General features: G+C 72.0%; 23 protein-coding genes and 1 pseudogene. 12 read left to right on the top strand and 12 right to left on the bottom strand.

Annotated features, from left to right (window positions below; translation table 11 throughout):
- Positions 1–74: 74 nt before the first annotated feature.
- The 3 genes from mmpB to OEIGOIKO_RS15425 form a co-directional block, all read right to left on the bottom strand.
- Complete coding sequence (gene mmpB / locus OEIGOIKO_RS43515) at positions 75–206, bottom strand: morphogenic membrane protein MmpB (RefSeq protein WP_003981923.1); 132 nt, start codon at positions 204–206, stop codon at positions 75–77.
- Positions 207–321: 115 nt separating this feature from the next.
- A complete protein-coding gene (locus tag OEIGOIKO_RS15430; protein ID WP_030020617.1) occupies positions 322–537 on the bottom strand; it encodes an acyl-CoA carboxylase subunit epsilon in 216 nt (71 codons plus the stop codon).
- A 46-nt stretch (positions 538–583) separates the two neighbouring features.
- Positions 584–2,173 carry an acyl-CoA carboxylase subunit beta gene (locus OEIGOIKO_RS15425; protein WP_125054545.1) on the bottom strand — a complete coding sequence of 530 codons (1,590 nt, stop codon included), beginning with the start codon at positions 2,171–2,173 and terminating at the stop codon, positions 584–586.
- Positions 2,174–2,332: 159 nt separating this feature from the next.
- Between OEIGOIKO_RS15425 and OEIGOIKO_RS15420 the strand changes: the two genes are divergently transcribed.
- The 5 genes from OEIGOIKO_RS15420 (at position 2,333) to hutH (ending at position 8,734) form a co-directional block, all read left to right on the top strand.
- The gene (locus OEIGOIKO_RS15420; protein ID WP_125054544.1) at positions 2,333–3,265 is read left to right on the top strand and encodes a biotin--[acetyl-CoA-carboxylase] ligase; all 933 of its coding nucleotides are present in this window, start codon (positions 2,333–2,335) and stop codon (positions 3,263–3,265) included.
- Between the two features lie 339 nt (positions 3,266–3,604).
- Entirely contained in the window at positions 3,605–4,912 is a 1,308-nt protein-coding gene (locus OEIGOIKO_RS15415) for an adenylate/guanylate cyclase domain-containing protein (protein WP_125054543.1), read from the top strand.
- Between the two features lie 98 nt (positions 4,913–5,010).
- Positions 5,011–5,805 (top strand): enoyl-CoA hydratase/isomerase family protein, encoded by a 795-nt coding sequence (locus OEIGOIKO_RS15410; RefSeq protein ID WP_125054542.1) that lies wholly within the window; start codon positions 5,011–5,013, stop codon positions 5,803–5,805.
- A gap of 107 nt (positions 5,806–5,912) precedes the next feature.
- Positions 5,913–7,067, top strand: coding sequence for a GGDEF domain-containing protein (locus tag OEIGOIKO_RS15405; protein ID WP_125054541.1), 1,155 nt, complete (start codon positions 5,913–5,915; stop codon positions 7,065–7,067).
- A gap of 122 nt (positions 7,068–7,189) precedes the next feature.
- Positions 7,190–8,734 (top strand): histidine ammonia-lyase, encoded by a 1,545-nt coding sequence (hutH, locus tag OEIGOIKO_RS15400; protein ID WP_125054540.1) that lies wholly within the window; start codon positions 7,190–7,192, stop codon positions 8,732–8,734.
- 155 nt (positions 8,735–8,889) lie between these two features.
- Here hutH and OEIGOIKO_RS15395 read toward each other — a convergent pair whose 3' ends face one another.
- Positions 8,890–9,225: a hypothetical protein gene (locus tag OEIGOIKO_RS15395; protein WP_170251708.1), complete on the bottom strand. Its 336-nt coding sequence runs from the start codon at positions 9,223–9,225 to the stop codon at positions 8,890–8,892.
- A 115-nt stretch (positions 9,226–9,340) separates the two neighbouring features.
- Between OEIGOIKO_RS15395 and OEIGOIKO_RS15390 the strand changes: the two genes are divergently transcribed.
- From OEIGOIKO_RS15390 to OEIGOIKO_RS15380, 3 genes are all read left to right on the top strand, one after another.
- Entirely contained in the window at positions 9,341–9,733 is a 393-nt protein-coding gene (locus OEIGOIKO_RS15390; RefSeq protein WP_125054538.1) for a hypothetical protein, read from the top strand.
- A 270-nt stretch (positions 9,734–10,003) separates the two neighbouring features.
- Positions 10,004–11,248 carry a L,D-transpeptidase gene (locus OEIGOIKO_RS15385; RefSeq protein ID WP_125054537.1) on the top strand — a complete coding sequence of 415 codons (1,245 nt, stop codon included), beginning with the start codon at positions 10,004–10,006 and terminating at the stop codon, positions 11,246–11,248.
- Between the two features lie 74 nt (positions 11,249–11,322).
- Positions 11,323–12,651, top strand: coding sequence for a DUF2786 domain-containing protein (locus OEIGOIKO_RS15380; protein ID WP_125054536.1), 1,329 nt, complete (start codon positions 11,323–11,325; stop codon positions 12,649–12,651).
- A 60-nt stretch (positions 12,652–12,711) separates the two neighbouring features.
- On the opposite strand, the gene OEIGOIKO_RS15375 is transcribed toward OEIGOIKO_RS15380, so the two are convergent.
- Positions 12,712–13,155: a MerR family transcriptional regulator gene (locus OEIGOIKO_RS15375; RefSeq protein WP_125054535.1), complete on the bottom strand. Its 444-nt coding sequence runs from the start codon at positions 13,153–13,155 to the stop codon at positions 12,712–12,714.
- Between the two features lie 59 nt (positions 13,156–13,214).
- On the opposite strand from OEIGOIKO_RS15375, the gene OEIGOIKO_RS15370 reads away from it, so the two are divergent.
- Positions 13,215–14,168, top strand: a complete 954-nt coding sequence (locus OEIGOIKO_RS15370) for an NAD(P)-dependent oxidoreductase (protein ID WP_125054534.1) — start codon at positions 13,215–13,217, stop codon at positions 14,166–14,168.
- Here the strand turns inward: OEIGOIKO_RS15370 and OEIGOIKO_RS15365 are convergent.
- Positions 14,165–14,617, bottom strand: a complete 453-nt coding sequence (locus tag OEIGOIKO_RS15365) for an acyl-CoA thioesterase (protein WP_125054533.1) — start codon at positions 14,615–14,617, stop codon at positions 14,165–14,167. The genes OEIGOIKO_RS15370 and OEIGOIKO_RS15365 overlap by 4 nt on opposite strands.
- A 109-nt stretch (positions 14,618–14,726) precedes the next feature.
- Between OEIGOIKO_RS15365 and OEIGOIKO_RS15360 the strand changes: the two genes are divergently transcribed.
- Positions 14,727–15,083: a DUF1330 domain-containing protein gene (locus OEIGOIKO_RS15360; RefSeq protein WP_125054532.1), complete on the top strand. Its 357-nt coding sequence runs from the start codon at positions 14,727–14,729 to the stop codon at positions 15,081–15,083.
- On the opposite strand, the gene OEIGOIKO_RS15355 is transcribed toward OEIGOIKO_RS15360, so the two are convergent.
- On the bottom strand, positions 15,077–15,493 hold the full coding sequence (locus OEIGOIKO_RS15355; protein ID WP_125054531.1) for a hypothetical protein: 417 nt from the start codon (positions 15,491–15,493) through the stop codon (positions 15,077–15,079). The two genes, OEIGOIKO_RS15360 and OEIGOIKO_RS15355, sit on opposite strands and share 7 nt — an antisense overlap.
- A gap of 236 nt (positions 15,494–15,729) precedes the next feature.
- Between OEIGOIKO_RS15355 and OEIGOIKO_RS15350 the strand changes: the two genes are divergently transcribed.
- Entirely contained in the window at positions 15,730–16,899 is a 1,170-nt protein-coding gene (locus tag OEIGOIKO_RS15350; RefSeq protein ID WP_125054530.1) for a TerD family protein, read from the top strand.
- 23 nt (positions 16,900–16,922) lie between these two features.
- Here the strand turns inward: OEIGOIKO_RS15350 and OEIGOIKO_RS15345 are convergent, their stop codons facing one another.
- The 3 genes from OEIGOIKO_RS15345 to OEIGOIKO_RS15335 all read right to left on the bottom strand — a co-directional run bounded on the left by OEIGOIKO_RS15345 (position 16,923) and on the right by OEIGOIKO_RS15335 (position 19,235).
- A complete protein-coding gene (locus tag OEIGOIKO_RS15345) occupies positions 16,923–17,294 on the bottom strand; it encodes a hypothetical protein (protein WP_125054529.1) in 372 nt (123 codons plus the stop codon).
- On the bottom strand, positions 17,287–17,952 hold the full coding sequence (gene msrA / locus OEIGOIKO_RS15340) for a peptide-methionine (S)-S-oxide reductase MsrA (RefSeq protein WP_125054528.1): 666 nt from the start codon (positions 17,950–17,952) through the stop codon (positions 17,287–17,289). Before msrA ends, OEIGOIKO_RS15345 begins: the two co-directional genes overlap by 8 nt.
- A gap of 176 nt (positions 17,953–18,128) precedes the next feature.
- Positions 18,129–19,235: a hypothetical protein gene (locus OEIGOIKO_RS15335; protein WP_125054527.1), complete on the bottom strand. Its 1,107-nt coding sequence runs from the start codon at positions 19,233–19,235 to the stop codon at positions 18,129–18,131.
- Between the two features lie 193 nt (positions 19,236–19,428).
- On the opposite strand from OEIGOIKO_RS15335, the gene OEIGOIKO_RS15330 reads away from it, so the two are divergent.
- Positions 19,429–20,589, top strand: coding sequence for a cystathionine gamma-synthase (locus OEIGOIKO_RS15330; protein WP_125054526.1), 1,161 nt, complete (start codon positions 19,429–19,431; stop codon positions 20,587–20,589).
- 209 nt (positions 20,590–20,798) lie between these two features.
- Here OEIGOIKO_RS15330 and OEIGOIKO_RS15325 read toward each other — a convergent pair whose 3' ends face one another.
- Both OEIGOIKO_RS15325 and OEIGOIKO_RS15320 read right to left on the bottom strand, forming a co-directional pair.
- Positions 20,799–21,050: a hypothetical protein gene (locus OEIGOIKO_RS15325; protein WP_125054525.1), complete on the bottom strand. Its 252-nt coding sequence runs from the start codon at positions 21,048–21,050 to the stop codon at positions 20,799–20,801.
- 201 nt (positions 21,051–21,251) lie between these two features.
- Positions 21,252–21,755 (bottom strand): annotated as a pseudogene (locus OEIGOIKO_RS15320) (sigma factor-like helix-turn-helix DNA-binding protein); the annotation flags it as partial.
- Between the last annotated feature and the right edge of the window lie 273 nt (positions 21,756–22,028).

The raw sequence follows: 22,028 nt of genomic DNA, 5'->3' as shown, positions 1-22,028 counted from the left end.
GTGAGGCGCGTGCCCGGGCCTGTCGCCGCGGAGACCGCTCCTGATCGCGGGCCGTGTCCGGACGGGAGGCCCGGTCAGGCCCCGCCGACCAGCATCACCATCAGCACCACCGCGGCCACGGCCAGCACGATGCCCATCCGGCGGAGCATCGCCTGTACCTGGCGCAGCTCCTCGGGAGGCTCGTCGGGCGGATCGGACCACAGCATCCTTCGATCCTGCGCCGGGAACGCCGACGGCGCCTGAGTACGCGTACTCAAGCGCCGTCGGGCGGATGGACCAGGGCGCCGCGAAGAGACCTCAGGAGCGCCCTGCCGACACGGCTCAGCGCGGCCAGTAGCTCGTACGCCAGGCCCGCGGGCCCGGGTGCGGCAGCCGGCGGCGCGGGATCGTGGACGCCGGGTCGGCCCATTCGTCCGTACGTTCCGTGCCGGGCGCGGCGGAGGCGGCGGCAGCGGCCGCCGCCGCGCGGGTGCGGACCACCGCCAGTGCGGCGGCCAGCTCCTCGGGTGTGGGGTTGCCCCGGACGACCTTGATCATGGTCAACCGACCTCCTGGAGGGGGATTGCGGCGGGCACGGACGGCCCTACAGCGGGATGTTGCCGTGCTTCTTCGGGGGCAGCGACTCGCGCTTGTTGCGCAGCGTGCGCAGCCCGCGGACGATGTGCCGGCGGGTCTCCGAGGGCATGATCACCGCGTCGACGTAGCCGCGCTCGGCCGCCACGTACGGGTTGAGCAACGCGTCCTCGTACTCCTGGATCAGCTCCTGGCGGCGGGTGTCCTGCGCGTCCTGGTCCTCGATCGCGGCGAGCGTGCGGCGGTGCAGGATGTTGACCGCGCCCTGTGCGCCCATGACCGCGATCTGCGCGGTCGGCCAGGCCAGGTTCAGGTCCGCGCCCAGGTGCTTGGAGCCCATGACGTCGTACGCGCCGCCGAACGCCTTGCGGGTGATCACGGTGATCAGCGGAACCGTCGCCTCCGCGTAGGCGTAGATCAGCTTGGCGCCGCGCCGGATGATGCCGTCCCATTCCTGGTCCGTACCCGGCAGGAAGCCCGGTACGTCCACGAACGTCAGCACCGGCACGTTGAACGCGTCGCAGGTGCGCACGAACCGTGCGGCCTTCTCGCTCGCGTTGATGTCCAGCGTGCCCGCGAACTGCATCGGCTGGTTGGCGACCACACCGACCGCGTGGCCCTCCACCCGGCCGAAGCCGGTCACCATGTTCGGCGCGAAGAGCGCCTGCGTCTCCAGGAACTCGCCGTCGTCGAGGACGTGCTCGATGGCGGTGTGCATGTCGTACGGCTGGTTCGCCGAGTCCGGGATCAGCGTGTCCAGCTCGCGGTCGTACTCCGAGGTCTCCAGGTCGGCCTCCTCGGGGAAGGCGGGCGGCTCGGAGAGGTTGTTGGAGGGCAGGTAGGACAGCAGCGCCTTGACGTACTCGATGGCGTCCTTCTCGTCACCCGCCATGTGGTGCGCGACGCCCGAGGTGCTGTTGTGCGTCCGCGCGCCGCCCAGCTCCTCGAAGCCCACGTCCTCGCCGGTGACGGTCTTGATGACGTCGGGTCCGGTGATGAACATGTGCGAGGTCTGGTCGACCATGACCGTGAAGTCGGTGATGGCGGGGGAGTAGACCGCGCCGCCCGCGCACGGGCCGACGATCAGCGAGATCTGCGGGATCACGCCGGAGGCGTGCACATTGCGGCGGAAGATCTCCGCGAACAGGCCGAGGGCCGCGACGCCCTCCTGGATACGGGCGCCGCCGCCGTCGTTGATGCCGACGACCGGGCAGCCGTTCTTCAGGGCGAAGTCCATCACCTTGACGATCTTCTCGCCGTAGACCTCGCCCAGCGAACCGCCGAAGATGGTGAAGTCCTGCGAGTACACGCAGACCGTGCGGCCGTCGACGGTGCCGTAACCGGTCACCACGCCGTCGCCGTACGGCCGGTTCTTCTCCAGCCCGAAGTTGGTCGAACGGTGCCGCGCGAACTCGTCCAGCTCGACGAACGAGCCCTCGTCGAGGAGCAGCTCCACGCGCTCACGCGCCGTCAGCTTGCCCTTCGCGTGCTGCTTTTCCACGGCCCGCGCGGACCCGGCGTGGGTGGCCTCCTCGATCCTGCGCTGAAGATCGGCCAGTTTGCCCGCGGTCGTGGTGATGTGTGCTTCCGGCTCGGACATCGGGATGCGGCTCCTGCTCGTCCTGGACTGGTGCTCGTACGGGGGGTGGTACGTCGTACGAGGGTGTACGGGGGTTGAACGGGGTTGGCTACCGCTTCGTAGCGTATCGGCGGGACTGCTCAGCGGCACTGCGTCGTTGACCACACCTAGGCTGGGGCCATGACGTCTCAACCACCGGAAAACCAGGACAAAGACCGCCCGGGCGGCGGCGACGGCGACGCGGCGCGCACCGGACCGGGACCGGAGGCGGGTTCCGGCGGGCGCTGGTCCGACCTGGACCGGCCGCCGCTGAACGGGACGGCACTGCGGCGCGCCCTGCTGCGCCCCGGTTCGCTCTGGACCGGCCTCGACGTCGTGCCGGCGACCGGCTCGACCAACACCGACCTCGCCGCGCGCGCCGCGGAAGGGCTGGCCGAGGGGACCGTCCTCGTCGCCGAGGAGCAGTCGGCCGCGCGCGGCCGACTGGACCGCAGGTGGTCGGCGCCGCCGCGCTCCGGCCTTTTCTTCTCCTTCTACCTCACCCCGAGGGTCCCCCCGGAGCGCTGGGGCTGGCTGCCGCTGCTCGCCGGGGTGGCGACCGCCAGCGCGGTGGCCCGCGTCGCGGGCGTGGACACCGCCCTGAAGTGGCCCAACGACCTGCTGGTGACCATCGGTGACGAAGAGCGCAAGGCGGGCGGCATCCTCGCGGAACGCGCCGGCGACGGCGTGGTCGTCGGCATCGGCCTCAACGTCACCCTGCGCGCCGACGAGCTGCCCGTACCCGGTGCCGGTTCGCTCGCCCTGGCCGGCGCCGAGGTGACCGACCGGGACCCGGTGCTGCGGGCCGTACTGCGGTCGGTCGAGGACTGGTACGGGCAGTGGACCGCGGCGGACGGCGACGCGGCGGCCTGCCGCCTCCAGGACGCGTACGCGGCCGGGTGCGCCACGCTCGGCCGTCAGGTGCGTGCCGAACTGCCCGGCGACCGGGCCCTGCTCGGCGAGGCGGTGGCCATCGACGGTGACGGGCGGCTGGTGCTGGCCACGGAGGAGGGCATGCAGCGGCCGGTCGCCGCGGGGGACATCGTGCACGTACGGCCGGCGGTGCAGGAGTAGCGGCGGGCGTGCCGGACGGGGCCCGCCCGGTCTCCGTCCAACTGCCGTCCAACCGGCGGGGCGGGATGCCGGGTGCTTTCGTACGGTGACTGTGGCGCGCCGGGCCTCTGCGCGCCACTGATCCCCCTCCCGTCCACATCGCGATCAGGAATGATCAGATCCTGGTCAAGAAACCTCGGGAGCAATCGCACTTATGTGTCGATCGGGGCGATAGCGCCGAGGCGTGAGAGTGAGCCAGAGCACACCTGCCGTATCGTTGAGGCCGTCCGCCGTGGAGCGGGCGAACGAGCGAGAAGTGATCGGAAGGGCAGTGCGCAGGGAACGGACAGGGAGCGAGCGGTGACCGCCGACGACTCGGGCGCCGGCCCGCGCGAAGCGGACATCGCCCCTCGTGAGACGGGGGCCGCTCCACGTGAGGGGGACTCGGCGCCTGCGGACGGCACGGCGCGCGCCGACGGCACGCCCGAGCCCGCCGCTGCCCACGGGGCGGACGGGACCGGCGGCGCCGATGGGACGGACGGGACCGGCGGCGCCGACCGGACCGGCCCCGCGTCCGGCACGGCGAACGGGACGGGCGCCGACAGCGCGGGCGACGGCCCCGACGACGACACCATCGCCATCCGCCTGGAACAGCTGATCCTCGGCTCCGACCGCCGCTACACCCCCTTCCAGGCGGCCCGCAGCGCCGGCGTCTCCATGGAACTGGCCTCCCGCTTCTGGCGCGCCATGGGCTTCGCGGACATCGGCCAGGTCAAGGCACTCACCGAGGCCGACGTGCTGGCGCTGCGCCGGCTGGCGGGCCTGGTGGAGGCCGGACTGCTCAGCGAGGCGATGGCGGTGCAGGTGGCCCGCTCCACCGGGCAGACCACGGCCCGCCTCGCCGACTGGCAGATCGACTCCTTCCTGGAGGGTCTGACCGAGCCGCAGGACTCCGGCCTGACCCGTACGGAGATCACCTACCCCCTCGTCGAACTCCTCCTGCCCGAGCTGGAGGAGTTCCTCGTCTACGTCTGGCGCCGCCAGCTCGCCGCCGCGACCGGCCGCGTCGTGCAGGCCCAGGACGACGCGGAGATGGTCGACCGGCGCCTCGCGGTGGGCTTCGCCGACCTGGTCGGCTTCACCCGGCTGACCCGCCGCCTGGAGGAGGAGGAACTGGGCGAACTGGTCGAGGCGTTCGAGACCACCGCCGCCGACCTGGTCGCCGCGCACGGCGGCCGGCTCATCAAGACGCTCGGCGACGAGGTGCTGTTCGCCGCCGACGACGCGGGCACCGCGGCCGAGATCGGCCTGCGCCTCATCGAGACCATGGCCAACGACGAGACGATGCCGGAGCTGCGCGTCGGCATCGCGTTCGGCACGGTCACGACGCGGATGGGCGACGTCTTCGGTACGACCGTGAACCTGGCCAGCCGCCTCACGTCGATAGCCCCGAAGGACACGGTGCTGGTGGACGAGGCGTTCGCGGAGGAACTGGGACGTACGGGCGAGGCGCCCGTCTCCGAGGCCGACGCCAAGGCCGCCGCCGCGGCGGCCGCGGACGGGGCCGGGCCGCTGCCCGAGTACCGCTTCGCGCTGCAGCCGATGTGGCAACGGCCGGTGCGCGGGCTGGGCGTCGTCGAGCCCTGGCTCCTCAGCCGCCGCAGCTGATCCCCGTACGCCGCTGCTCCCGCCTGCTTCGAGGCTCACGTGCCTGTTGCGCCCCTGACTAGAGTGACGGAACGATCGTTAACCAGGGAGGGTGCCGCATGGACACGCAACGCTTCGGGGACTTCGTCGGCGTACACCGGCACGGACACGTGGCCGAGCTGCGGCTCGACCGGCCCAAGGCGATGAACGCCGTGTCCACGGCCATGGCGGACGGCATCAGCGCCGCCTGCGCCGCGCTCGCCGCCGACCGGGACGTCCGCGTCACCGTCCTCACCTCCACCCACGAGCGGGCCTTCTGCGTGGGCGCCGACCTGAAGGAACGCAACTCCTTCAGCGACGCCGACCTGATGCGGCAGCGCCCGCGCACCCGGGCCGCCTACACCGGCGTCCTGGAGCTGCCGATGCCCACCGTCGCGGCCGTGCACGGCTTCGCGCTCGGCGGCGGCTTCGAGCTGGCGCTGTCCTGCGACCTGATCGTGGCGGACCGTACGGCGGTGGTCGGGCTGCCCGAGGTGTCGGTGGGCGTCATTCCCGGGGGCGGCGGTACGCAGCTGCTGCCGCGGCGGGTCGGCGCGGCCCGCGCGGCCGAGCTGATCTTCACGGGGCGGCGGGTGGACGCGGCGGAGGCGCTGGAGCTGGGGCTGGTCGACCACCTGGTGGACGAGGCGCGGGACACGCCGGAAGCCCTGGAGCTGGCCGGGCGCATCGCCCGCAACTCCCCGGTCGGCCTCCGCGCCGCCAAGCGCGCCCTGCGCCTGGGCCACGGCCTCGACCTGCGCACCGGCCTCGACCTGGAGGACGGTGCCTGGCGCAGCGTCGCCTTCTCGGCGGACCGGGCGGAGGGCGTGGCCGCCTTCGTCGAGAAGCGCAGCCCGGAGTGGCCGGGGGAGTAGGGGGTACCCGGCCCCGCCCGGTCGGAACAGGTCGGTACCGGTCGGAAAGGGCGGACGCTGTGGAACATTCCTACGCTGTAGTGACACGTAGTGCTCACGGTGACGGAATGCGAGGTCCGGTGACGGGTGACGGCGATGACAGGCTCCGGGCCGTGGTGGCACTCGCGCAGGCGATGGCGGCGGCACACACCCCGCGCGCGTCGGTGCGGGCCGCCGCGGACGGGGTGCGGGCCGCCCTGGGGGGCTCGTTCGCGGCGGTCTCGGCCTGGGAGCGGGAGCTGGGCCGGCTGAAGGTGCTGGTCAACGTCGGTGAGCTGGCCGACGGGGAGGTGACCTGCCCCGAGGACGAGTCCTACCCGGTGCACGAGTTCCCGGAGATCGTCGGCTTCCTGCACGAGCAGTGGGCCGGAGGCGGCCAGCCCAACGCCTGGGTGGAGACCGTCGGGGACGGCCCGCAGGACGGCCGGTACAACCACCAGCGGGTGGCCGCGCTGCGCCGCAGGGGCCGCGGCTGCTGCGTGGTCGCGCCGATCGTGCTGCACGGGCGGGCGTGGGGCGAGCTGTACGTGGCCCGCTCGGCCGGGGAGCCGGCCTTCACGCGCGCGGACGCGGACTTCGCCACCGTGCTGGCCGCGGTCGCGGCGGCCGGGATTGCGCAGACCGAGCGGCTGGCCGAGGCGCGCCGGCTGGCGTTCACGGACGCGCTGACCGGCCTCGCCAACCGGCGCGCGGTGGACATGCGGCTCGACGAGGCACTGGAGCGGCACCGGCGGGACGGCGCGGTGGTGAGCCTGGTGGTGTGTGATCTGAACGGGCTGAAGCGGGTGAACGACTCGTGCGGGCACGCCGTCGGCGACCGGCTGCTGGAACGTTTCGGCTCGGTGCTGTCGCTGTGCGGCGCCATACTGCCCGGCGCCCTCGCCGCCCGGCTCGGCGGCGACGAGTTCTGCCTGCTCACGGTGGGCCCGTCGGCCGACGAGGTGGCCAAGGTGGCCACCGAGCTGTGCGACCGGGCGGCGGAGCTGGAGCTCGGCGAGGGGGTGGCGGTCGGCGTCGCGTCGACCGGCGACCCGATCGGTCCGGTGCGCTCCGCCCGCCGGCTGTTCCGGCTGGCGGACGCCGCCCAGTACCGGGCGAAGGGCTCCGGCTCGCGCGGCCCGGTGGTGGCGGGCCGGGACGGCGGTAGGGACGACCCGGTGATCCGCCTGGCCGACGCCCCGGAACGCCCCTCGTCGACGGAGCGCCGCCGCTTCCGGCGGTGACCGGGGCGCCCGCCCGCGTACGCGCCCGGCCCGCCCGCCCGCGCACGGTGCTCGCCCCGCCCGCCGCCGAGCCGGAAATCCAGTGGTGACATCCAGGGATTCAGTCTCTAGGGTGCCTGAATATGGATATGCACACTGTGGTGCTGGGGACGTCCGGCACGACCGCACAGGACGTCATCGCCGTCGCCCGCGGCGCCGCCCGTATCGAGCTGTCCGAGGAGGCCACGGCGGCCGTCGCCGCCGCCCGCGCGGTCATCGACGACCTCGCCGCCAAGCCGGACCCGGTGTACGGCGTCTCCACGGGCTTCGGCGCCCTGGCCGTACGCCACATCAGCCCGGAGCTGCGCGCCCAGCTCCAGCGCAACATCGTGCGCTCGCACGCCGCCGGCATGGGCCCGAGGGTGGAGCGCGAGGTCGTCCGCGCGCTGATGTTCCTGCGCCTGAAGACGCTGGCCTCCGGCCGTACGGGCGTCCGGCCGCTCGTCGTCGCCACGATGGCGGAGATCCTCAACGCGGGCATCACCCCGGTCGTCCACGAATACGGCTCGCTCGGCTGCTCCGGCGACCTCGCGCCGCTGTCGCACTGCGCGCTGACGCTCATGGGCGAGGGCGAGGCGGAGGGCCCGGACGGCGTCGTCCGCCCGGCCGGCGAGCTGCTCGCCGAGCACGGCATCGCGCCGGTCGAACTGCGCGAGAAGGAGGGCCTGGCCCTCCTGAACGGCACCGACGGCATGCTCGGCATGCTCGTCATGGCCTGCGCCGACCTGGCCCGCCTCTTCACCACCGCGGACATCACCGCGGCGCTCTCCCTGGAGGCGCTGCTCGGCACCGACAAGGTGCTCGCGCCCGAGCTGCACGCCATCCGTCCGCACCCCGGGCAGGCCGCCTCGGCCGCCAACATGCTCAAGGTCCTGGCCGGTTCGGGACTCACCGGCCACCACCAGGACGACGCGCCGCGCGTCCAGGACGCCTACTCCATCCGCTGCGCCCCGCAGGTCGCGGGCGCGGGCCGGGACACGCTGGACCACGCCCGCCTGGTCGCGAGCCGCGAGCTGGCCGCCGCCGTCGACAACCCGGTGGTGCTGGAGGACGGCCGGGTCGAGTCGAACGGCAACTTCCACGGCGCGCCGGTCGCGTACGTACTGGACTTCCTCGCCGTCGCCGCGGCCGACCTCGGCTCCATCGCGGAGCGCCGCACGGACCGCCTGCTGGACAAGAACCGCTCGCACGGCCTGCCCGCCTTCCTGGCCGGCGACCCGGGCGTCGACTCGGGCCTGATGATCGCCCAGTACACGCAGGCGGCGCTGGTCAGCGAGCTGAAGCGGCTGGCGGCGCCCGCCTCGGTGGACTCCATCCCGTCCTCCGCGATGCAGGAGGACCACGTCTCGATGGGCTGGTCGGCGGCGCGCAAGCTGCGGACCGCCGTGGACAACCTGACCCGGGTGCTCGCCGTGGAGCTGTACGCGGCGACCCGCGCGGTGGAGATGCGCGCGGGCCTGACCCCGGCGCCGGCCACCCGCGCGGTGCTGGACGCCGTACGGGCCGCGGGGGTGCAGGGCCCGGGGGAGGACCGTTTCCTCGCGCCGGACCTGGAGGCGGCGTACGCGTTCGTGCGCGACGGCCGGCTGGTCGCGGCGGTCGAGGAGGTCACGGGCGAGCTGGCCTGACGGGGCGGGCGGCCGGGCGGGGCGGGTGAGACCCGCTCCGTCCGGTTCGCGCTTCCGCTCCGCCGGGCCGCCGTCCGGACATCCGCGCGGTTCTCCGCGCTTCTTTGCCAGGTCGGGGCCGGGGCGGGAGGCGGGCAGGGGCCGGGCCGGGCCGGTCAGGCCGCGTCGCCGCGGGTGCGGCGGACGGAGAAGCCGACCAGACCGGCGCCGATCCCCAGGAAGGCGGCGCCTCCGACGACGTACGGCGTGGTGTCGAACGCGCCGGTGTCGGCGAGCAGCGCCCCCTGCGCGGCCGCGGAGCCCTGCTGGTCCGTACCGGTCCGCGCGGCGGCGTGCGACTGCGTCTTCGGGGCCTGCTGGGCCGACCGGGGGGTGTCGTGCGGCGTCCGTTCGCCGTGTTCGACGGTGGCGTTCGCGGACGGTACGAACCACAGGGCGAGCAGTACCGATCCCGCGGCTGCGGCGGTCAGCAGTGGTCGACGTGCGGTCACGGGCACGGAAACGATCCCCCTTGTGGGCTCGGCAAATTGACCGTTGACAACAGATGTTAGTGACAGCCGCGGGTCGTGGGGAAGTCAGGAGCCGGTGGTGCTTACGCTCCCTGACATGAGCAACGACGAGACATCACGGTTTGTCCGGCTCCATGTCGAACTCGTCATGGAGGTCGCCGACTCGGACCGGCTGACCGGCGCGGCACTCGACCACATCAACGGTGACCCTTCTCTACCCGCGGAGGAACGCGGCCATGCGCGGGAGACGGTCCAGACCGATCCGGCGGAGGCGCTGGCGTACCTCGTGGACCCCTTCGACCTGGTCGAGGGCGTCCCGGGGGTGGAGCTGACGCAGGCGTCCTGGAGCAGCGAGGAGATCGACTACGACGCCGACGCGGAGTGGGTCCTCGGGCACGACGCCGAGGACGACGACTTCCCGGAGGACGAGGAGCCCGGGACGGCCGGGGCGGACGGGACGTCGGCGGACGGGGTGCGCGTCCGCTTCTGAGGCACCGCCCGCGGCCGGCGCCGCGCGATCTCCGTACGACCGGCACGCGCTTTCCGTCCGACCGCCATGCGATCTCCGTACGACCGCCGTGCGATCTCCGTACGACGCCCGGCGCCGTACGGAGATTGCGTGGCGTTTCCCACAGCCGCCACAGGCATGGAACGGACGAAACGGAACAGGCGTTCCTGATGGTGTCGGCCGGCAGTCTGCGGCGCGGCGCCCAGCTCGGGGGTTTTCGGGTTCGGCAGCAAGGCAATGGAGAATCGTGTGATGACGGACAGCAAGCGTCGCAAGGGCCTGATAGCCACTGCCGCGCTGCTCGGGGGTGTGCTGACACTCGGGGCGTGCGGTGGCGGTGACGGCGGTGACGGGGGCGGCCAGGACAACACGAAGAAGGTCGACGAGGCGGCGGCGAAGGACGCCTCGGAAGCCAAGATCAAGATCGAACCGAAGAACGGCTCCACCGACGCGGGCATCAACAGCGCCGCCAAGGTCACCGTCGACGGCGGCAAGCTCACCGACGTCACGATGACCGCCGGGGAGAGCAAGAAGCCGGTCGAGGGCACGCTCGCCGCCGACGGCAAGTCCTGGCAGCCGAAGAAGCAGCTGGAGCGCTCGACCAAGTACACGATCACCGCGCACGCCGCCGACGGCGAGGGCCGCAAGGCGGTGGAGCACTCGACCTTCACCACGGTCTCCCCGAAGAACAGCTTCATAGGCAACTACACGCCGGAGGACGGCTCGACCGTCGGCGTCGGCATGCCGGTGTCGGTCAACTTCGACAAGCCCGTGAAGAACAAGAAGGACGTCCAGTCCGCGATCAAGGTGGCGTCCAGCAGCAACCAGGAGATCGTCGGCCACTGGTTCGGCGACCAGCGCCTGGACTTCCGCCCCAAGGACTACTGGAAGCCGAATTCCCAGGTCAGCGTGGATTTGAAGCTGGACGGCGTGGAGGCCGCGCCCGGCGTCAAGGGCGTCCAGAACAAGAAGGTCAACTTCACGATCGGCCGGTCCCAGGTCAGCACGGTCGACGCCAAGACCCACCAGATGACCGTGGTCCGCGACGGCAAGACGATCAAGACCATCCCGATCTCCGCGGGCAGCAAGGACCACCCGACGTACAACGGCAAGATGGTCGTCTCGGAGAAGTACCAGCAGACCCGGATGGACGGCTCCACGGTCGGTTTCACCAACAACGACGGCAAGGGCGAGTACGACATCCCCGATGTCCCGCACGCCATGCGGCTGTCCAGCTCCGGCACGTTCCTGCACGGCAACTACTGGGGCAAGGGCATCTTCGGCAACGCCAACACCAGCCACGGCTGCATTGGCCTGGAGGACGTGAAGGGCGCCGGCGACCCCAGCACGGACGGCGCCTGGTTCTACCAGAACTCGCTGATCGGCGACGTCGTCCACATGGTCAACTCCCCGGACAAGACCATCAAGCCGGACAACGGCCTCAACGGCTGGAACATGGACTGGAACGAGTGGGTGGCGGGCAGCGCCGTGAAGTAGCGCTCCCCCTGTCCCCCCGAGGGCGGGCCCCCGCCGGTGCGCAGGCGGGGGCCCGCCCTCCGTATCGTGACCACGTGAGCAAGCGCAACGACGGACAGCGGCAGCGGGGCGGCCGGGCGGCGGCCGGTGAACTGGTCGGCACCGTACTCGGCACCGTCCGGTACGCCGAGGACGGGACACCCGCCGAGGACGCGCTGGAAGCCGGCGCCTCGATGCTGGCGGCGGCCCCCGCAGGCCCGGAAGCCGTCAGCGCCGCGCTGCTGGCCGCGGCGGAGGACGCCGTACGGCGCTGCTGGCAGGGCGGCTGGCAGCCCGCCGACCTGGAGCGGATCGTACGGCGTGAGACGGGCGGCGGCCCACGTACCGCCGTCGTCGTGGACGCGATGGCGGCCGAGGCGCAGCGCGCGGGCCGGGCGGCGGAACGCGCTCGCGGGCCCCGCTGGGCGGCCCAGCTGCGCGATCTCGGGGCCGAGGCCTGGTGGCAGTCGGACACCCGCTACATGCAGGAGCTGGCGCACCGCCGCCGCAGCTCACGCTTCGAGACGACGTACGACGTATTGGCAGCGTTGCGCGTCCTGGCGCGCCTGCCCCGCATCACACCCCTCCCGGCCGCCCGTCCGGCACGCACGAGCGCACCCGCCGAGTCCCGAACCCTGGGCCGTATCCGCGGTCTGCTCGCCAAGGCCGAGGCGACGGACTACCCGGAGGAGGCGGAGGCGCTGTCGGCCAAGGCCCAGGAGCTGATGGCGCGGCACAGCATCGACGAGGCACTGCTCGAATACGCTGGTGCTGGTGCTGGTGCTGGTGCTGGTGCTGGTGCTGGTGCTGGTGCTGGTGCTGGTGCGGGCACGAACGGCGGCCGGAGCACCGCCTCCTCCACCCCTTCCGCCATCCGCATCGGCATCGAAGGCCCGTACGAGCAGGCGAAGGCCCTGCTGCTCGACGCCGTCGCCGCCGCCAACCGCTGCCAGGCCGTCTGGTCCGGCGACGTCGGCTTCTCCACCCTCATCGGCTTCGAAGCCGACCTGGAGGCCGCCGAACTCCTCTACACGTCACTGCTCCTCCAGGCGACCGGCGCCATGCACCGCGCGGGCGACGCCCACCACAGCCGCGGCCGCTCCCGCCGTACCCGCGACTTCCGCCAGACCTTCCTCGTCGCCTACGCCGACCGCATCCGCGCCCGCCTGGCCACCGTCACCGAAGAGACCACCGCCGAGGCCGCCACCGACGCCCCGGACCTCCTCCCGGTCCTGGCCGCCCGCGAGGTCGCCGTGGCGGAGACCACAGGCGCACTGTTTCCCGACACCGCCGCCGTCCGGATGCGGGGCGTGCGCGACGCCGACGGCTGGGAGCAGGGCGCCGCGGCGGCCGACCGCGCACGGCTGGGCCACCGAGAGGGCTGACCCCGGCGGCGGCCCCGAAGCGACCTCCGTACCAGCGTCAGTCGGAGGTCTGTACCAGCGTCAGACGGACGTCGAACCGAGCGGCGACGCAGCGACATCACCGGACCGCTTCACCGCGAAGCAGGCCCCCGGATCGTCATCGTCACCCCCGGCCGTCACTGTGGCGGCGATGACGGCGTCCAGCTTCTCCCGCGCGGCCAGCAGGCCGGCCACGGCCTCGTCGATGCGTTCACGTTCCCGGTGCAGGTCGGGCAGCATGCCGGAACAGGCCGGCGCCAGGATCTGCCCGTCGTCGATCATGCAGGGCATCAGTTCGGCGATCGTGGTGGTGCCGAGACCGGCGCCGAGCAGCATGCGGATGCCCCGGACGGTGGCGATGTCCTCTTCCGCGAATTCGCGATATCCGCTCGCCCGCCGCGACGGCTTGAGCAGCCCCTGCTCCTCGTAGTAGCGCAGCAAGCGTTGGCTGACCCCGGTCCGCCGGGAGAACTCCCCCATACGCATGTGACGACCACCACGTCCAGTTGACTCTCACACCGATGTGAGACAGCAGTCCAGGGCGCATGACCGACAGCCCATCAGCACCCGCCCGTCCCGCCCCCGTTACCGTCATCGGCCTCGGCCCCATGGGGCTCGCCCTCGCCGAGGCGCTGCTGCGACACGGCCACCCCACCACTGTCTGGAACCGCACCCCGGAGAAGGCCGACACTCTCGTCGCCAAGGGTGCCCGCCGCGCGGGGACGGCCGCCGAAGCGATATCCGCGAGCCCCGCCACGATCCTGTGCCTCAAGGACTACGCGACCATGTACGCGGTTCTCGACTCCGCAGCCGACGCCTTGCAGGGCCGTGCCTTGCTGAACCTCAACTCCGGCACCCCGAACGAGGCACGAGCGGCGCTCGATTGGGCGACCGAACGGCACATCGCCTATCTGGACGGCGCGATCATGGTGCCACCGCCACTCGTCGGGCACCCCGGCTCCGTCTTCCTCTACAGCGGCGCGCAGCAGGTCTTCGACGAGCACCGGGCGACGCTGACGAGCATGGGCGACCCCCGGTACCTCGGTCCCGACCCCAGCCTGGCGGTGCTGTACAACACGGCACTGCTCGACCTGATGTACGCGACCATGAACGGCTTTTTGCACGCCACGGCGCTGGTCGGCTCGGCGGACGTCCCGGCGGCCACGTTCGCCGGTATCGCCCTCGACTGGTTCATGCCCGCAGTGGTGACCGCGACCCTCACCGAACAGGCGCCCGCCCTGGACCAGGGCGACCATCCCGGCGACGCGGGCACCATGGAGATGAACCTCCACGCGCTCGACCACATCACCCGCACCTGCGTGGAACAGGGCGTTCACTCCGACCAGCCGCGTCTCATGAAGGCGATCGTCGAGCAGGCGATCGCCCAGGGCCACAGCGGCAAGAACTACCTGGCCGTACACGAAGTCTTCAAAAGGCCCACCCAGCCGACCCAGCCGCCCCAACCGACCCCGCCGACCCAACCCCGCCTTCCCGGCTAAACCCCCATCCCCATCCCCGTCCCCAGCACCTCCGCATCCCCCGCCAACGCCCGGAAGTACTCCACCGGCTCGCCGACCAGCTTCCGCGCCTCCAGGTCCATCAGCCCGCTCACCGCCGTCACCCGGGCCGCCACCACTGCGTCAGCCACCCGCCGGATCTCCTGCTCCACCCGGAACGTCTTGCCCGCACCCCACTCGAACGCGCAGGTCACCTCGGTCTCGTCACCGGCCCGCAGCTCCCGCAGATAGCGCACGGTGGTCTCCAGCACGACCGGCCCGACGCCCTTGGCCAACAAGTCGCTCTGCCGGATTCCGGCCGCCTGCAGCATCGACCACCTGGCGTGCTCCGCGTACTGCAGGTACACGCTGCTGTTCAGGTGCCCCTGCGAGTCCGTCTCGTACCCCCGTACCGAAACCCGTACAGCAAACACATCCCGTTCCCCGTCCACGCTTCCTCCTCCACCGCGGCCTTACCCCCGGGGTAATGGCCTCCGTCCGCCTTCTGCCGCCACAGTGACAACAACGAACCAGCCTCTACAAGCGACTTACGGAGGACCCGTGCCCGCCTACGCCTTCGCCCACCTCCGCGACCGCAGGCCCCACCCCGAGGTGTACGCGTACCTGGAGCGCATCCAGGCCACGCTCACGCCGTACTCCGGGCGCTTCCTCGCCCACGGCGACAAGCTGGAGGTACGGGAGGGGGAGTGGCCGGGCAGCCTCGTCCTGCTGGAGTTCCCCGGACTCGCCGAGGCCCGCGCCTGGTACGACTCCGACGCCTACCAGGAGATCCTCCCCCTGCGCACCCGCCACATAGCGGGCGACGTCATCCTCTTCCCCGGCCTCCCCGCCGACTACGACCCCACCACCCGCGCCGAAGCCCTGAAGGCGGCCGAGGCACGTACGCCGGCTCAGTGAACGACGACCCCGGGGATCAGGGCGACGAGCCCTGAGACGAAGCTCCCCAGCCCGGCCAGCGTGACGACGACGGCCTTGCCGTCCGAGAACAGCCCCGCGCAGAACGCGCGCACCTGCCGCCGGACGATCAGCATCTTCAGCTTCTGCCACCGGTGCTGACGGATGTGGCACCCCAACAGCAGCCCGTAGGCGTTGTTGCGACAGCCGTCCGGACGTCCGCGTACCGGGGCGCCGCACGGCATCGGCGCCTGAAAGAAGCTCCAGAGAAACACGGCGGCGGAAAGCACGATCACCACAGCCGGCCCCACCGCGGCATGAACCCACGCCGCGATCAACAAAACGCCGGCCAGCACACCCCACCACTGCCGCAGTCCACCGAGTTGCCCGCCCCGTGCCCCCGAAGTCGCCATGAGAAAAGGGTGACGGCTCGGGGGCGCGATGACGCCCGGAAAGACCCGTCAGTCTGAAAGTGAGACGGGGGCTTCCACAGCGGGCATTCCATCGGTCCGCCGGGCTGCCCCTCGGCCCCGCCGTCCTCGTCCGGCAGGCCGGCTCACAACCGAAGCCACGCACCGGTCATCAGTGTTCGCCGCACACGGAACAGTCCGGTGCCGCACGATGTACACACCATCGTGAGAGGCCACACATGATCACCACTCTTACCAAGGGCGGCAACGCACCCCTGACGTCCGGGACATGCCGTGTCTCCCTCACGTCGTCCGTCGGCATCGATGTCTCCGCCGTCCTCCTCGGGCCGGACGGCAAGGTGCGAAGCGATGACGATCTCGTGTTTTACAACCACCGGTGCCAGGACAGCGTCGCGGTGAAAGGACAGGCCGTCGTCGCGAACCTGGCGACAGTCCCGTCTGCGGTGGAACGCATAGCAATTGTCGCCAGCATCGATCCGGAGCTCCCCGTCACCCACTTCGATGCGGGTAACACCCCACAGGTCGTCATCCATTGCGAGGGCGCACGGATCAGTTTCGTGCCACCCCCTCTGAAGAATTCGGAGACCGTGGCCGTCCTGGTGGAACTGTACAGACGAGGTGGCGGATGGAAAGCGCGGGCAGTAGGCCAGGGCTGGGACACGGGATTGGCGGGGCTGGCTGCGGACGTGGGGATCGTCGTCGATGATCCCGGGCCGTCCCAGGCTCCGTCCCCGCCTGCCCCAGTGACGCCCCGGCCTGCGGTGCCGCTGGGCAAAGTCGCACTGTCCAAGGCCGGTCGGGCCACCATCGACATGCGCAAGGACGACCCGGAGCTCGTCGTCACGGCAACCCTTGAGTGGAACGGTGGAAGCGCTGCTCGACGGAAAGCCGGAGCCGACCTCGACCTGTACGCCCTTTTCGTCCCCCGAAGCCACGTCACACCACAAGGGAAGCGCCCGAACAAGACCGACGGCGTCGTCTACTACCGCCAACTCGGCTCGCTCTCGGCAGCGCCCTACATGGCCCTGGACGGCGACTCCCGAGTGCCCGGTCGTGAGACGGTCACGATCCGTCGCCCTGACCTGCAGGGTTACGTCCTCTTGTGTGCCTACAGCGCCGTGGAGAACGGCACGGGTTTATTCAAGTCCTACGGTGCCCGCGCGGTGATTACTGATGGGCGAGGCTCTACCGTGACGGTGCCGCTCTTCAACAATCGCAACCTGTCCTATTGGGTGGCCATCGCCCTGCTTGATTTCACTGTTCCCAGCGGTGTGCAGATCCGACACGTGGAAAAGTACAGCGGAAATCACGTCGAGGCCCGTCCGACGCTGTACTCCAGCGGGAACTTCCGGATGAGTACGGGGAAGGTCGAATTCAAGACCAGGTAGTAGGTGCCGAGCTCTTCGCCCGCTCAGCGCGGAGAGCTACCCGTGATCTGCGTTGAGCGGTGTTCGGCGAAGCGGGGCTCCGGCCACGTGGTGATCGGCTCGCTGGACGCGGAGTAGATCTCCAGCAGTGCGAGATAGCCGCCCTTCGTGAAGACCATCGCTCCGGCATCCTCCGGTTCCCCGTACCAGGCGTCGGCGGCCGGATTGCCGTGCGGGGGAGCCGGTGGGACCGCTGTGTGGTCCACTGCCAGGTCGACCGTCGCGCAGCCGCAACCGCACCTGCCCACCACCCGTGCGTACGGAAGCTGAGCACGCAGGGCGCCGCTCACCGGATCGGAGCCGGTCAGCAGCGCGCTCAGCGTCGTCGCGACCTCCGGCGGGAGGGCTTCAGCCATCGGCCTTGGCCACCCCCACCGGACAGCTCACCCCCGTCCCCCCGATCCCGCAGTACCCCGCCGGGTTCTTGTCCAGGTATTGCTGGTGGAATCCCTCGGCCGGGTAGAAGGGGCGGTCGGCGGCGGGGAGAATTTCGGTGGTGATGTCGCCGTAGCCGGAGGCGTTCAGGACGGACTGGTAGGCGGTGCGGGAGGCTTCGGCCGTCTGCTGGTCGGCGGGGGAGTGGGTGTAGATCGCGGAGCGGTACTGGGTGCCGGTGTCGTTGCCCTGGCGGAAGCCCTGGGTGGGGTCGTGGGACTCCCAGAAGAGCTCCAGGAGGGCGGCGTAGGAGGTCTTGGCGGGGTCGTAGACGACGCGGACCGCTTCGGTGTGGCCCGTCAGGCCGCTGCACACCTCTTCGTAGGTGGGGTGGGGGGTGTGGCCGCCCTGGTAGCCGGCCAGCGTCGTCCAGACGCCCTCGGCCTGCCAGAACTTGCGCTCGGCGCCCCAGAAGCAGCCCAGGCCGAAGTCGGCGGTGCGCAGGTGCTCGGGGTAGGGGCCGAGGAGCGGGGTGCCGAGGACCGTGTGCCGGTCGGGGACGGCGAAGTCGCGTTCGGGGCGGCCCTTCAGGGCCTCCTCCGGGGAGGGCAGGGCGTTCTTGAAGCGGTTGAAGAGCATGGCGTCTCGCTCCGGGGGTGAGGGAAGAGGACGGTGACCGGTTGCCGGGACAACGCCGGGCGTGGGAGACGCATTCCGGGGACGGGGACGGGGACGGAGACGGGGATCAGGGCGGGCACGGGGACGGGGATGAGGATGGGGACGAGGACGAGGGACATCGCCGGCCCCGCCGGTGGTCAGTGGTGCGGGCGGAAGCCGGACGGTGTGCCGCCGCCGCGCTCCCAGCCGGCCACGGCCAGGGCGCGGAACGCGGCGTACTCGGCGGCGGGGCTGCTGCCGTACGACCACGGGACGGCGCCGACATGGCCGTCGACCAGGCGGAGCTGTTCCACGGCTTCTTCGTAGCGCTCGGCGTGGACGAGGAACCAGATGAGGAGGTGCCGGACGTGCGGGGCCATGGGGTGGTCCGCCGGGGCCTCGCGCAGGGCGAAGTGGGCGCCTTCGATCGCACGTTCGACGACGGCGCTCTGGAAGAGACCGCGGACCATGTTGGCCTCGGGCAGGTGGTCGTAGACGGCGAAGAGCGGGAGAGCCGGGAGCAGGCTCTTGGCGGGAGCGGCCGAGGCAGCGCTCTCGGTGAAGGCGGCGGCCTCCTCCTTGGAGCCGTGCCACTTCTGCGACCAGTACGGCAGGGCGGCGAGATGCGCGCCCATGTGGTGCGGGGCACGCTGGGCGACCTTCGACCACAGGGCGTCGTAGTCCGCGCGGCGGTCGCCGAGGCCGCGGGCGACGGCCAGCTCGGTGATGTACGGGACGGGGCTGCCGGGGGCCAGCAGGGCCGCCTCGTGGCAGACCGTCCGGGCCTCCTCCAGGATCATGCGGAAGTCCTGCGAGCCGGGGTCGCGCAGCGCCTGGATGACGAGGAACTGGGCGTGGGTCTGGGCGCCGCCCGGGTCCTTGGGAGCCTCGGAGCGCCACGTACGCAGCCAGATGCCGCCCTGTCCGGGCCGCTCCGCCAGCTCGAACGCCGCGGCCCCGGCGAGCGTCTGCACCCGCTGCCAGCGGCGCTCCCAGTCCTCGCCGGTGGCGCTCAGCAGTTGTGCGGCCGGGCGCCAGTCGTGGCTGCGCCGGATCTCGTCGAGGGCGTCCTCCAGCTCCTGGTCGGGCCCGGGCAGCCGTACGTCGAGCTCCTGGGCCGGGACGAATCCGTAGCCCGCCATGGGGTCGGCGGCCACCGCCAGGCCCTGCTGGGCCTGCTGAGCGGCCTGCCGGCGCCGCAGCCAGGGCAGCAGGACGAGACCGCCGAGCGCGGCAGCGGCGAAGAGAACCAGCAGAACGTCCATGGGGTCAGTCTCGGATTCCGGTCGTGGGATGCGGGTGGGCGGGGCGGCGGGCGCCGGGGGGCGGAGCGGGGTGGAGCGGGGTGGAGCGGGGTGGGGCGATGTGGAGCGTGAATGTGTCTTGTATGTATCCACTCTCCAGCGAAGCAGAAAGTTCCGAAAAGTTCGCGGGTGTGGACGACTACCCTCGGCAGACATGAGCGATCAGCGCGAGCAGCGCCCCCAGAATTTCGAGACCCTTGCCATTCACGCAGGTCAGGAGCCCGACGAGGCGACCGGCGCGGTGGTACCGCCCATCTATCAGGTGTCCACCTACAAGCAGGACGGCGTGGGCGGGCTGCGCGGCGGCTACGAGTACAGCCGCAGCGCGAACCCGACCCGTACCGCCCTGGAGCAGAACCTGGCCGCCCTCGACGGCGGCCGCCGCGGCCTGGCCTTCGCCTCCGGCCTCGCGGCCGAGGACTGCCTGCTGCGCACCCTCCTGGTCCCCGGCGACCACGTGGTCATCCCCAATGACGCGTACGGCGGCACGTTCCGCCTCATTTCGAAGGTCGTCGAGCGGTGGGGTGTGGAGTGGTCGGTTGCCGACACCTCCGACCCGCAGGCCGTACGGGACGCGCTGCGCCCCCGTACCAAGGCGATCTGGGTGGAGACGCCCAGCAACCCGCTTCTCGGCGTCACCGACATCGCCGCGCTGGCGGCCGTGGCGCGCGACGCCGGGGTCCGCCTGGTCGTGGACAACACCTTCGCCAGCCCTTACCTCCAGCAGCCGCTGGCCCTCGGCGCGGACGTGGTGGTCTACTCCACGACCAAGTACATGGGCGGTCACTCGGACGTGGTCGGCGGCGCGCTCGTCGTCGACGACGCCGAGCTGGGCGACGAGCTGGCCTACCACCAGAACGCGATGGGCGCGGTCGCCGGGCCGTTCGACTCGTGGCTGGTCATGCGCGGTCTGAAGACGCTGGCCGTACGGATGGACCGGCACAGCGCCAACGCCGGCCGGATCGCCGAGCTGCTCGCCTCGCACGACAAGGTGACGCAGGTCTACTACCCGGGCCTGGAGGCGCACCCCGGCCACGAGGTCGCCGCCAAGCAGATGCGTTCCTTCGGCGGCATGGTGTCGTTCCGTGTGGCGGGCGGCGAGGAGGCCGCGGTGGAGGTCTGCAACCGCGCCGAGCTGTTCACCCTGGGCGAGTCGCTGGGCGGCGTGGAGTCGCTGATCGAGCACCCGGGCCGGATGACGCACGCGTCGACGGCGGGCTCGCTGCTGGAGGTCCCGAACGACCTCGTACGGCTCTCGGTCGGCATCGAGTCGATCGACGACCTGGTCGCGGACCTCACCCAGGCGCTGGGCTAGGAAGCGCCCGGACGCCGGGCCGGGAAGCGCCCGGACGTCGGACCGGAAAACGCCCGGACGCTGGGCCGGGAAGCGCTCAGGCACGGGGTCGGGAGGCGCTCAGGCGCTGGGCCGGGAAGCGTTCAGGCACGGGGGCGGAGGCGCTCAGGCGCTGGGCCAAGGGGTACTTCAGGCGCTGGGACAGCGGCGCCTGGGGCCCCGGCCCCCGTTCACCACCCTTCCAGCGGAGGGGTGGTGTGCGCCGGCGGCGGCAGCCACGGCTGGTCGACGGCCGCCCAGGCCAGGAGCGCCGCCAGCGCCGCCACGGCCAGCAGCCACAGCAGCCGGCGCGCCAGCCGCCGGTGGGCCAGCAGCCGCCGGCCGCTCGCGGCGGCGCGCAGCGCCAGGTCGGGCGGGACCGGCGGGTGCGGCCCGTCCAGCATCCGCCGCACCTCGGCCTCCTTGCGGTCCGGAAGGCTCATGGCGCCTCTCTGCGGTCCGGAAGGCTCATGGGGCCTCCTGGCGGTCCGGAAGGCTCATGGCGCGGCGGCTTCCGGGTGCGGGGCCGGTAGCAGTGGGTCCGGGGCGGAAGGCGCGGGTGATGCGGGTGGTGCGGGTGGTGCGGGTGATGCCTCAAGGGTCTCAGGTGCGTCCGGCACGCCGACGGGTTCCGGTGCCGGTGCGCCGACCCGTACCGGCGGCTCCGCGTGCCCGGCAGGAGGATTGCTGCGCATGTGTCCCACCGCCCGCAGGCACAGCGTGTGGACGCGTTCGGCGGGCAGGCCCAACTGCGCGGCGGTCTGCTCCTCGGCGACGCCCTCGTAGAGGCGCAGCACGAGCACCAGCCGCTCCTGCGGGGACAGCCGCCCCAGAAGGCCGCCGGGCGGTGGCCGCCTGCAGCGTCCCAGGGCGCGGGGAAGCCGTTCCCGCCAGGCGGAGTGCGCGAAGCGGGCGGCCATCTCCTGGCGCGTGCGGTCGTACGGGTCCTCGCCGCGCAGCCGGTCCCAGGCGGCGTACGTACGGGCCAGCGCGAGGGTGAGCAGCCGCTCGGCGGCGGGCGCGGGCCGGTCCTCCGGCTCGGCGGTCAGCAGCGTGGCGGCGCGCAGCAGACGGCCGGCCGCGCCCGCGACGAACGCCTCGAACTCCCGGGCACGACGGCGTTCCTGGGCTGCCCGCCGCTCTCGCACAGCTCCATGGCACGGCAGGCCCGGCACGCGGTCAAGAGGCGGCAGGGAAAAACCGGGGCGGGCAGGGCCGGACGCCGCTACGCCCTTGCTGCGCGGCGACCGGACCACCGGCCGCCGAGGAAGTGACGGACCAGGTCCCGGCCGCCGAGCAAGTGACGGACCAGGTCCCGGCCGCCGAAGAAGTGACGGACCAGGTTCCGACTGCCGAGGCAGCGGCGGACCGGGATCCGATCGCCGAGGAGCCGATGGACCAGGTTCCGGCCGCCCCGAGGA

The organism is Streptomyces paromomycinus (genome assembly GCF_003865155.1).
GTDB classification, from domain to species: Bacteria; Actinomycetota; Actinomycetes; order Streptomycetales; family Streptomycetaceae; genus Streptomyces; species Streptomyces chrestomyceticus.
Note: the sequence above shows the minus strand (reverse complement) of the source record. Positions and strands in the feature narration are given on the sequence as shown.

Excerpts from the sequence above, each read along its gene's own strand:
- OEIGOIKO_RS15350 (WP_125054530.1), top strand. The coding sequence starts at position 15,730 with ATGATCACCACTCTTACCAAGGGCGGCAACGCACCCCTGACGTCCGGG.
- OEIGOIKO_RS15420 (WP_125054544.1), top strand. The coding sequence starts at position 2,333 with ATGACGTCTCAACCACCGGAAAACCAGGACAAAGACCGCCCGGGCGGC.
- OEIGOIKO_RS15430 (WP_030020617.1), bottom strand. The coding sequence starts at position 537 with ATGATCAAGGTCGTCCGGGGCAACCCCACACCCGAGGAGCTGGCCGCC.
- OEIGOIKO_RS15330 (WP_125054526.1), top strand. The coding sequence starts at position 19,429 with ATGAGCGATCAGCGCGAGCAGCGCCCCCAGAATTTCGAGACCCTTGCC.
- OEIGOIKO_RS15385 (WP_125054537.1), top strand. The coding sequence starts at position 10,004 with ATGACGGACAGCAAGCGTCGCAAGGGCCTGATAGCCACTGCCGCGCTG.
- msrA (WP_125054528.1), bottom strand. The coding sequence starts at position 17,952 with ATGCTCTTCAACCGCTTCAAGAACGCCCTGCCCTCCCCGGAGGAGGCC.
- OEIGOIKO_RS15390 (WP_125054538.1), top strand. The coding sequence starts at position 9,341 with ATGAGCAACGACGAGACATCACGGTTTGTCCGGCTCCATGTCGAACTC.
- mmpB (WP_003981923.1), bottom strand. The coding sequence starts at position 206 with ATGCTGTGGTCCGATCCGCCCGACGAGCCTCCCGAGGAGCTGCGCCAG.
- OEIGOIKO_RS15425 (WP_125054545.1), bottom strand. The coding sequence starts at position 2,173 with ATGTCCGAGCCGGAAGCACACATCACCACGACCGCGGGCAAACTGGCC.
- hutH (WP_125054540.1), top strand. The coding sequence starts at position 7,190 with ATGGATATGCACACTGTGGTGCTGGGGACGTCCGGCACGACCGCACAG.
- OEIGOIKO_RS15345 (WP_125054529.1), bottom strand. The coding sequence starts at position 17,294 with ATGGCTGAAGCCCTCCCGCCGGAGGTCGCGACGACGCTGAGCGCGCTG.
- OEIGOIKO_RS15335 (WP_125054527.1), bottom strand. The coding sequence starts at position 19,235 with ATGGACGTTCTGCTGGTTCTCTTCGCCGCTGCCGCGCTCGGCGGTCTC.
- OEIGOIKO_RS15375 (WP_125054535.1), bottom strand. The coding sequence starts at position 13,155 with ATGCGTATGGGGGAGTTCTCCCGGCGGACCGGGGTCAGCCAACGCTTG.
- OEIGOIKO_RS15355 (WP_125054531.1), bottom strand. The coding sequence starts at position 15,493 with ATGGCGACTTCGGGGGCACGGGGCGGGCAACTCGGTGGACTGCGGCAG.
- OEIGOIKO_RS15410 (WP_125054542.1), top strand. The coding sequence starts at position 5,011 with ATGGACACGCAACGCTTCGGGGACTTCGTCGGCGTACACCGGCACGGA.
- OEIGOIKO_RS15325 (WP_125054525.1), bottom strand. The coding sequence starts at position 21,050 with ATGAGCCTTCCGGACCGCAAGGAGGCCGAGGTGCGGCGGATGCTGGAC.
- OEIGOIKO_RS15405 (WP_125054541.1), top strand. The coding sequence starts at position 5,913 with ATGCGAGGTCCGGTGACGGGTGACGGCGATGACAGGCTCCGGGCCGTG.
- OEIGOIKO_RS15370 (WP_125054534.1), top strand. The coding sequence starts at position 13,215 with ATGACCGACAGCCCATCAGCACCCGCCCGTCCCGCCCCCGTTACCGTC.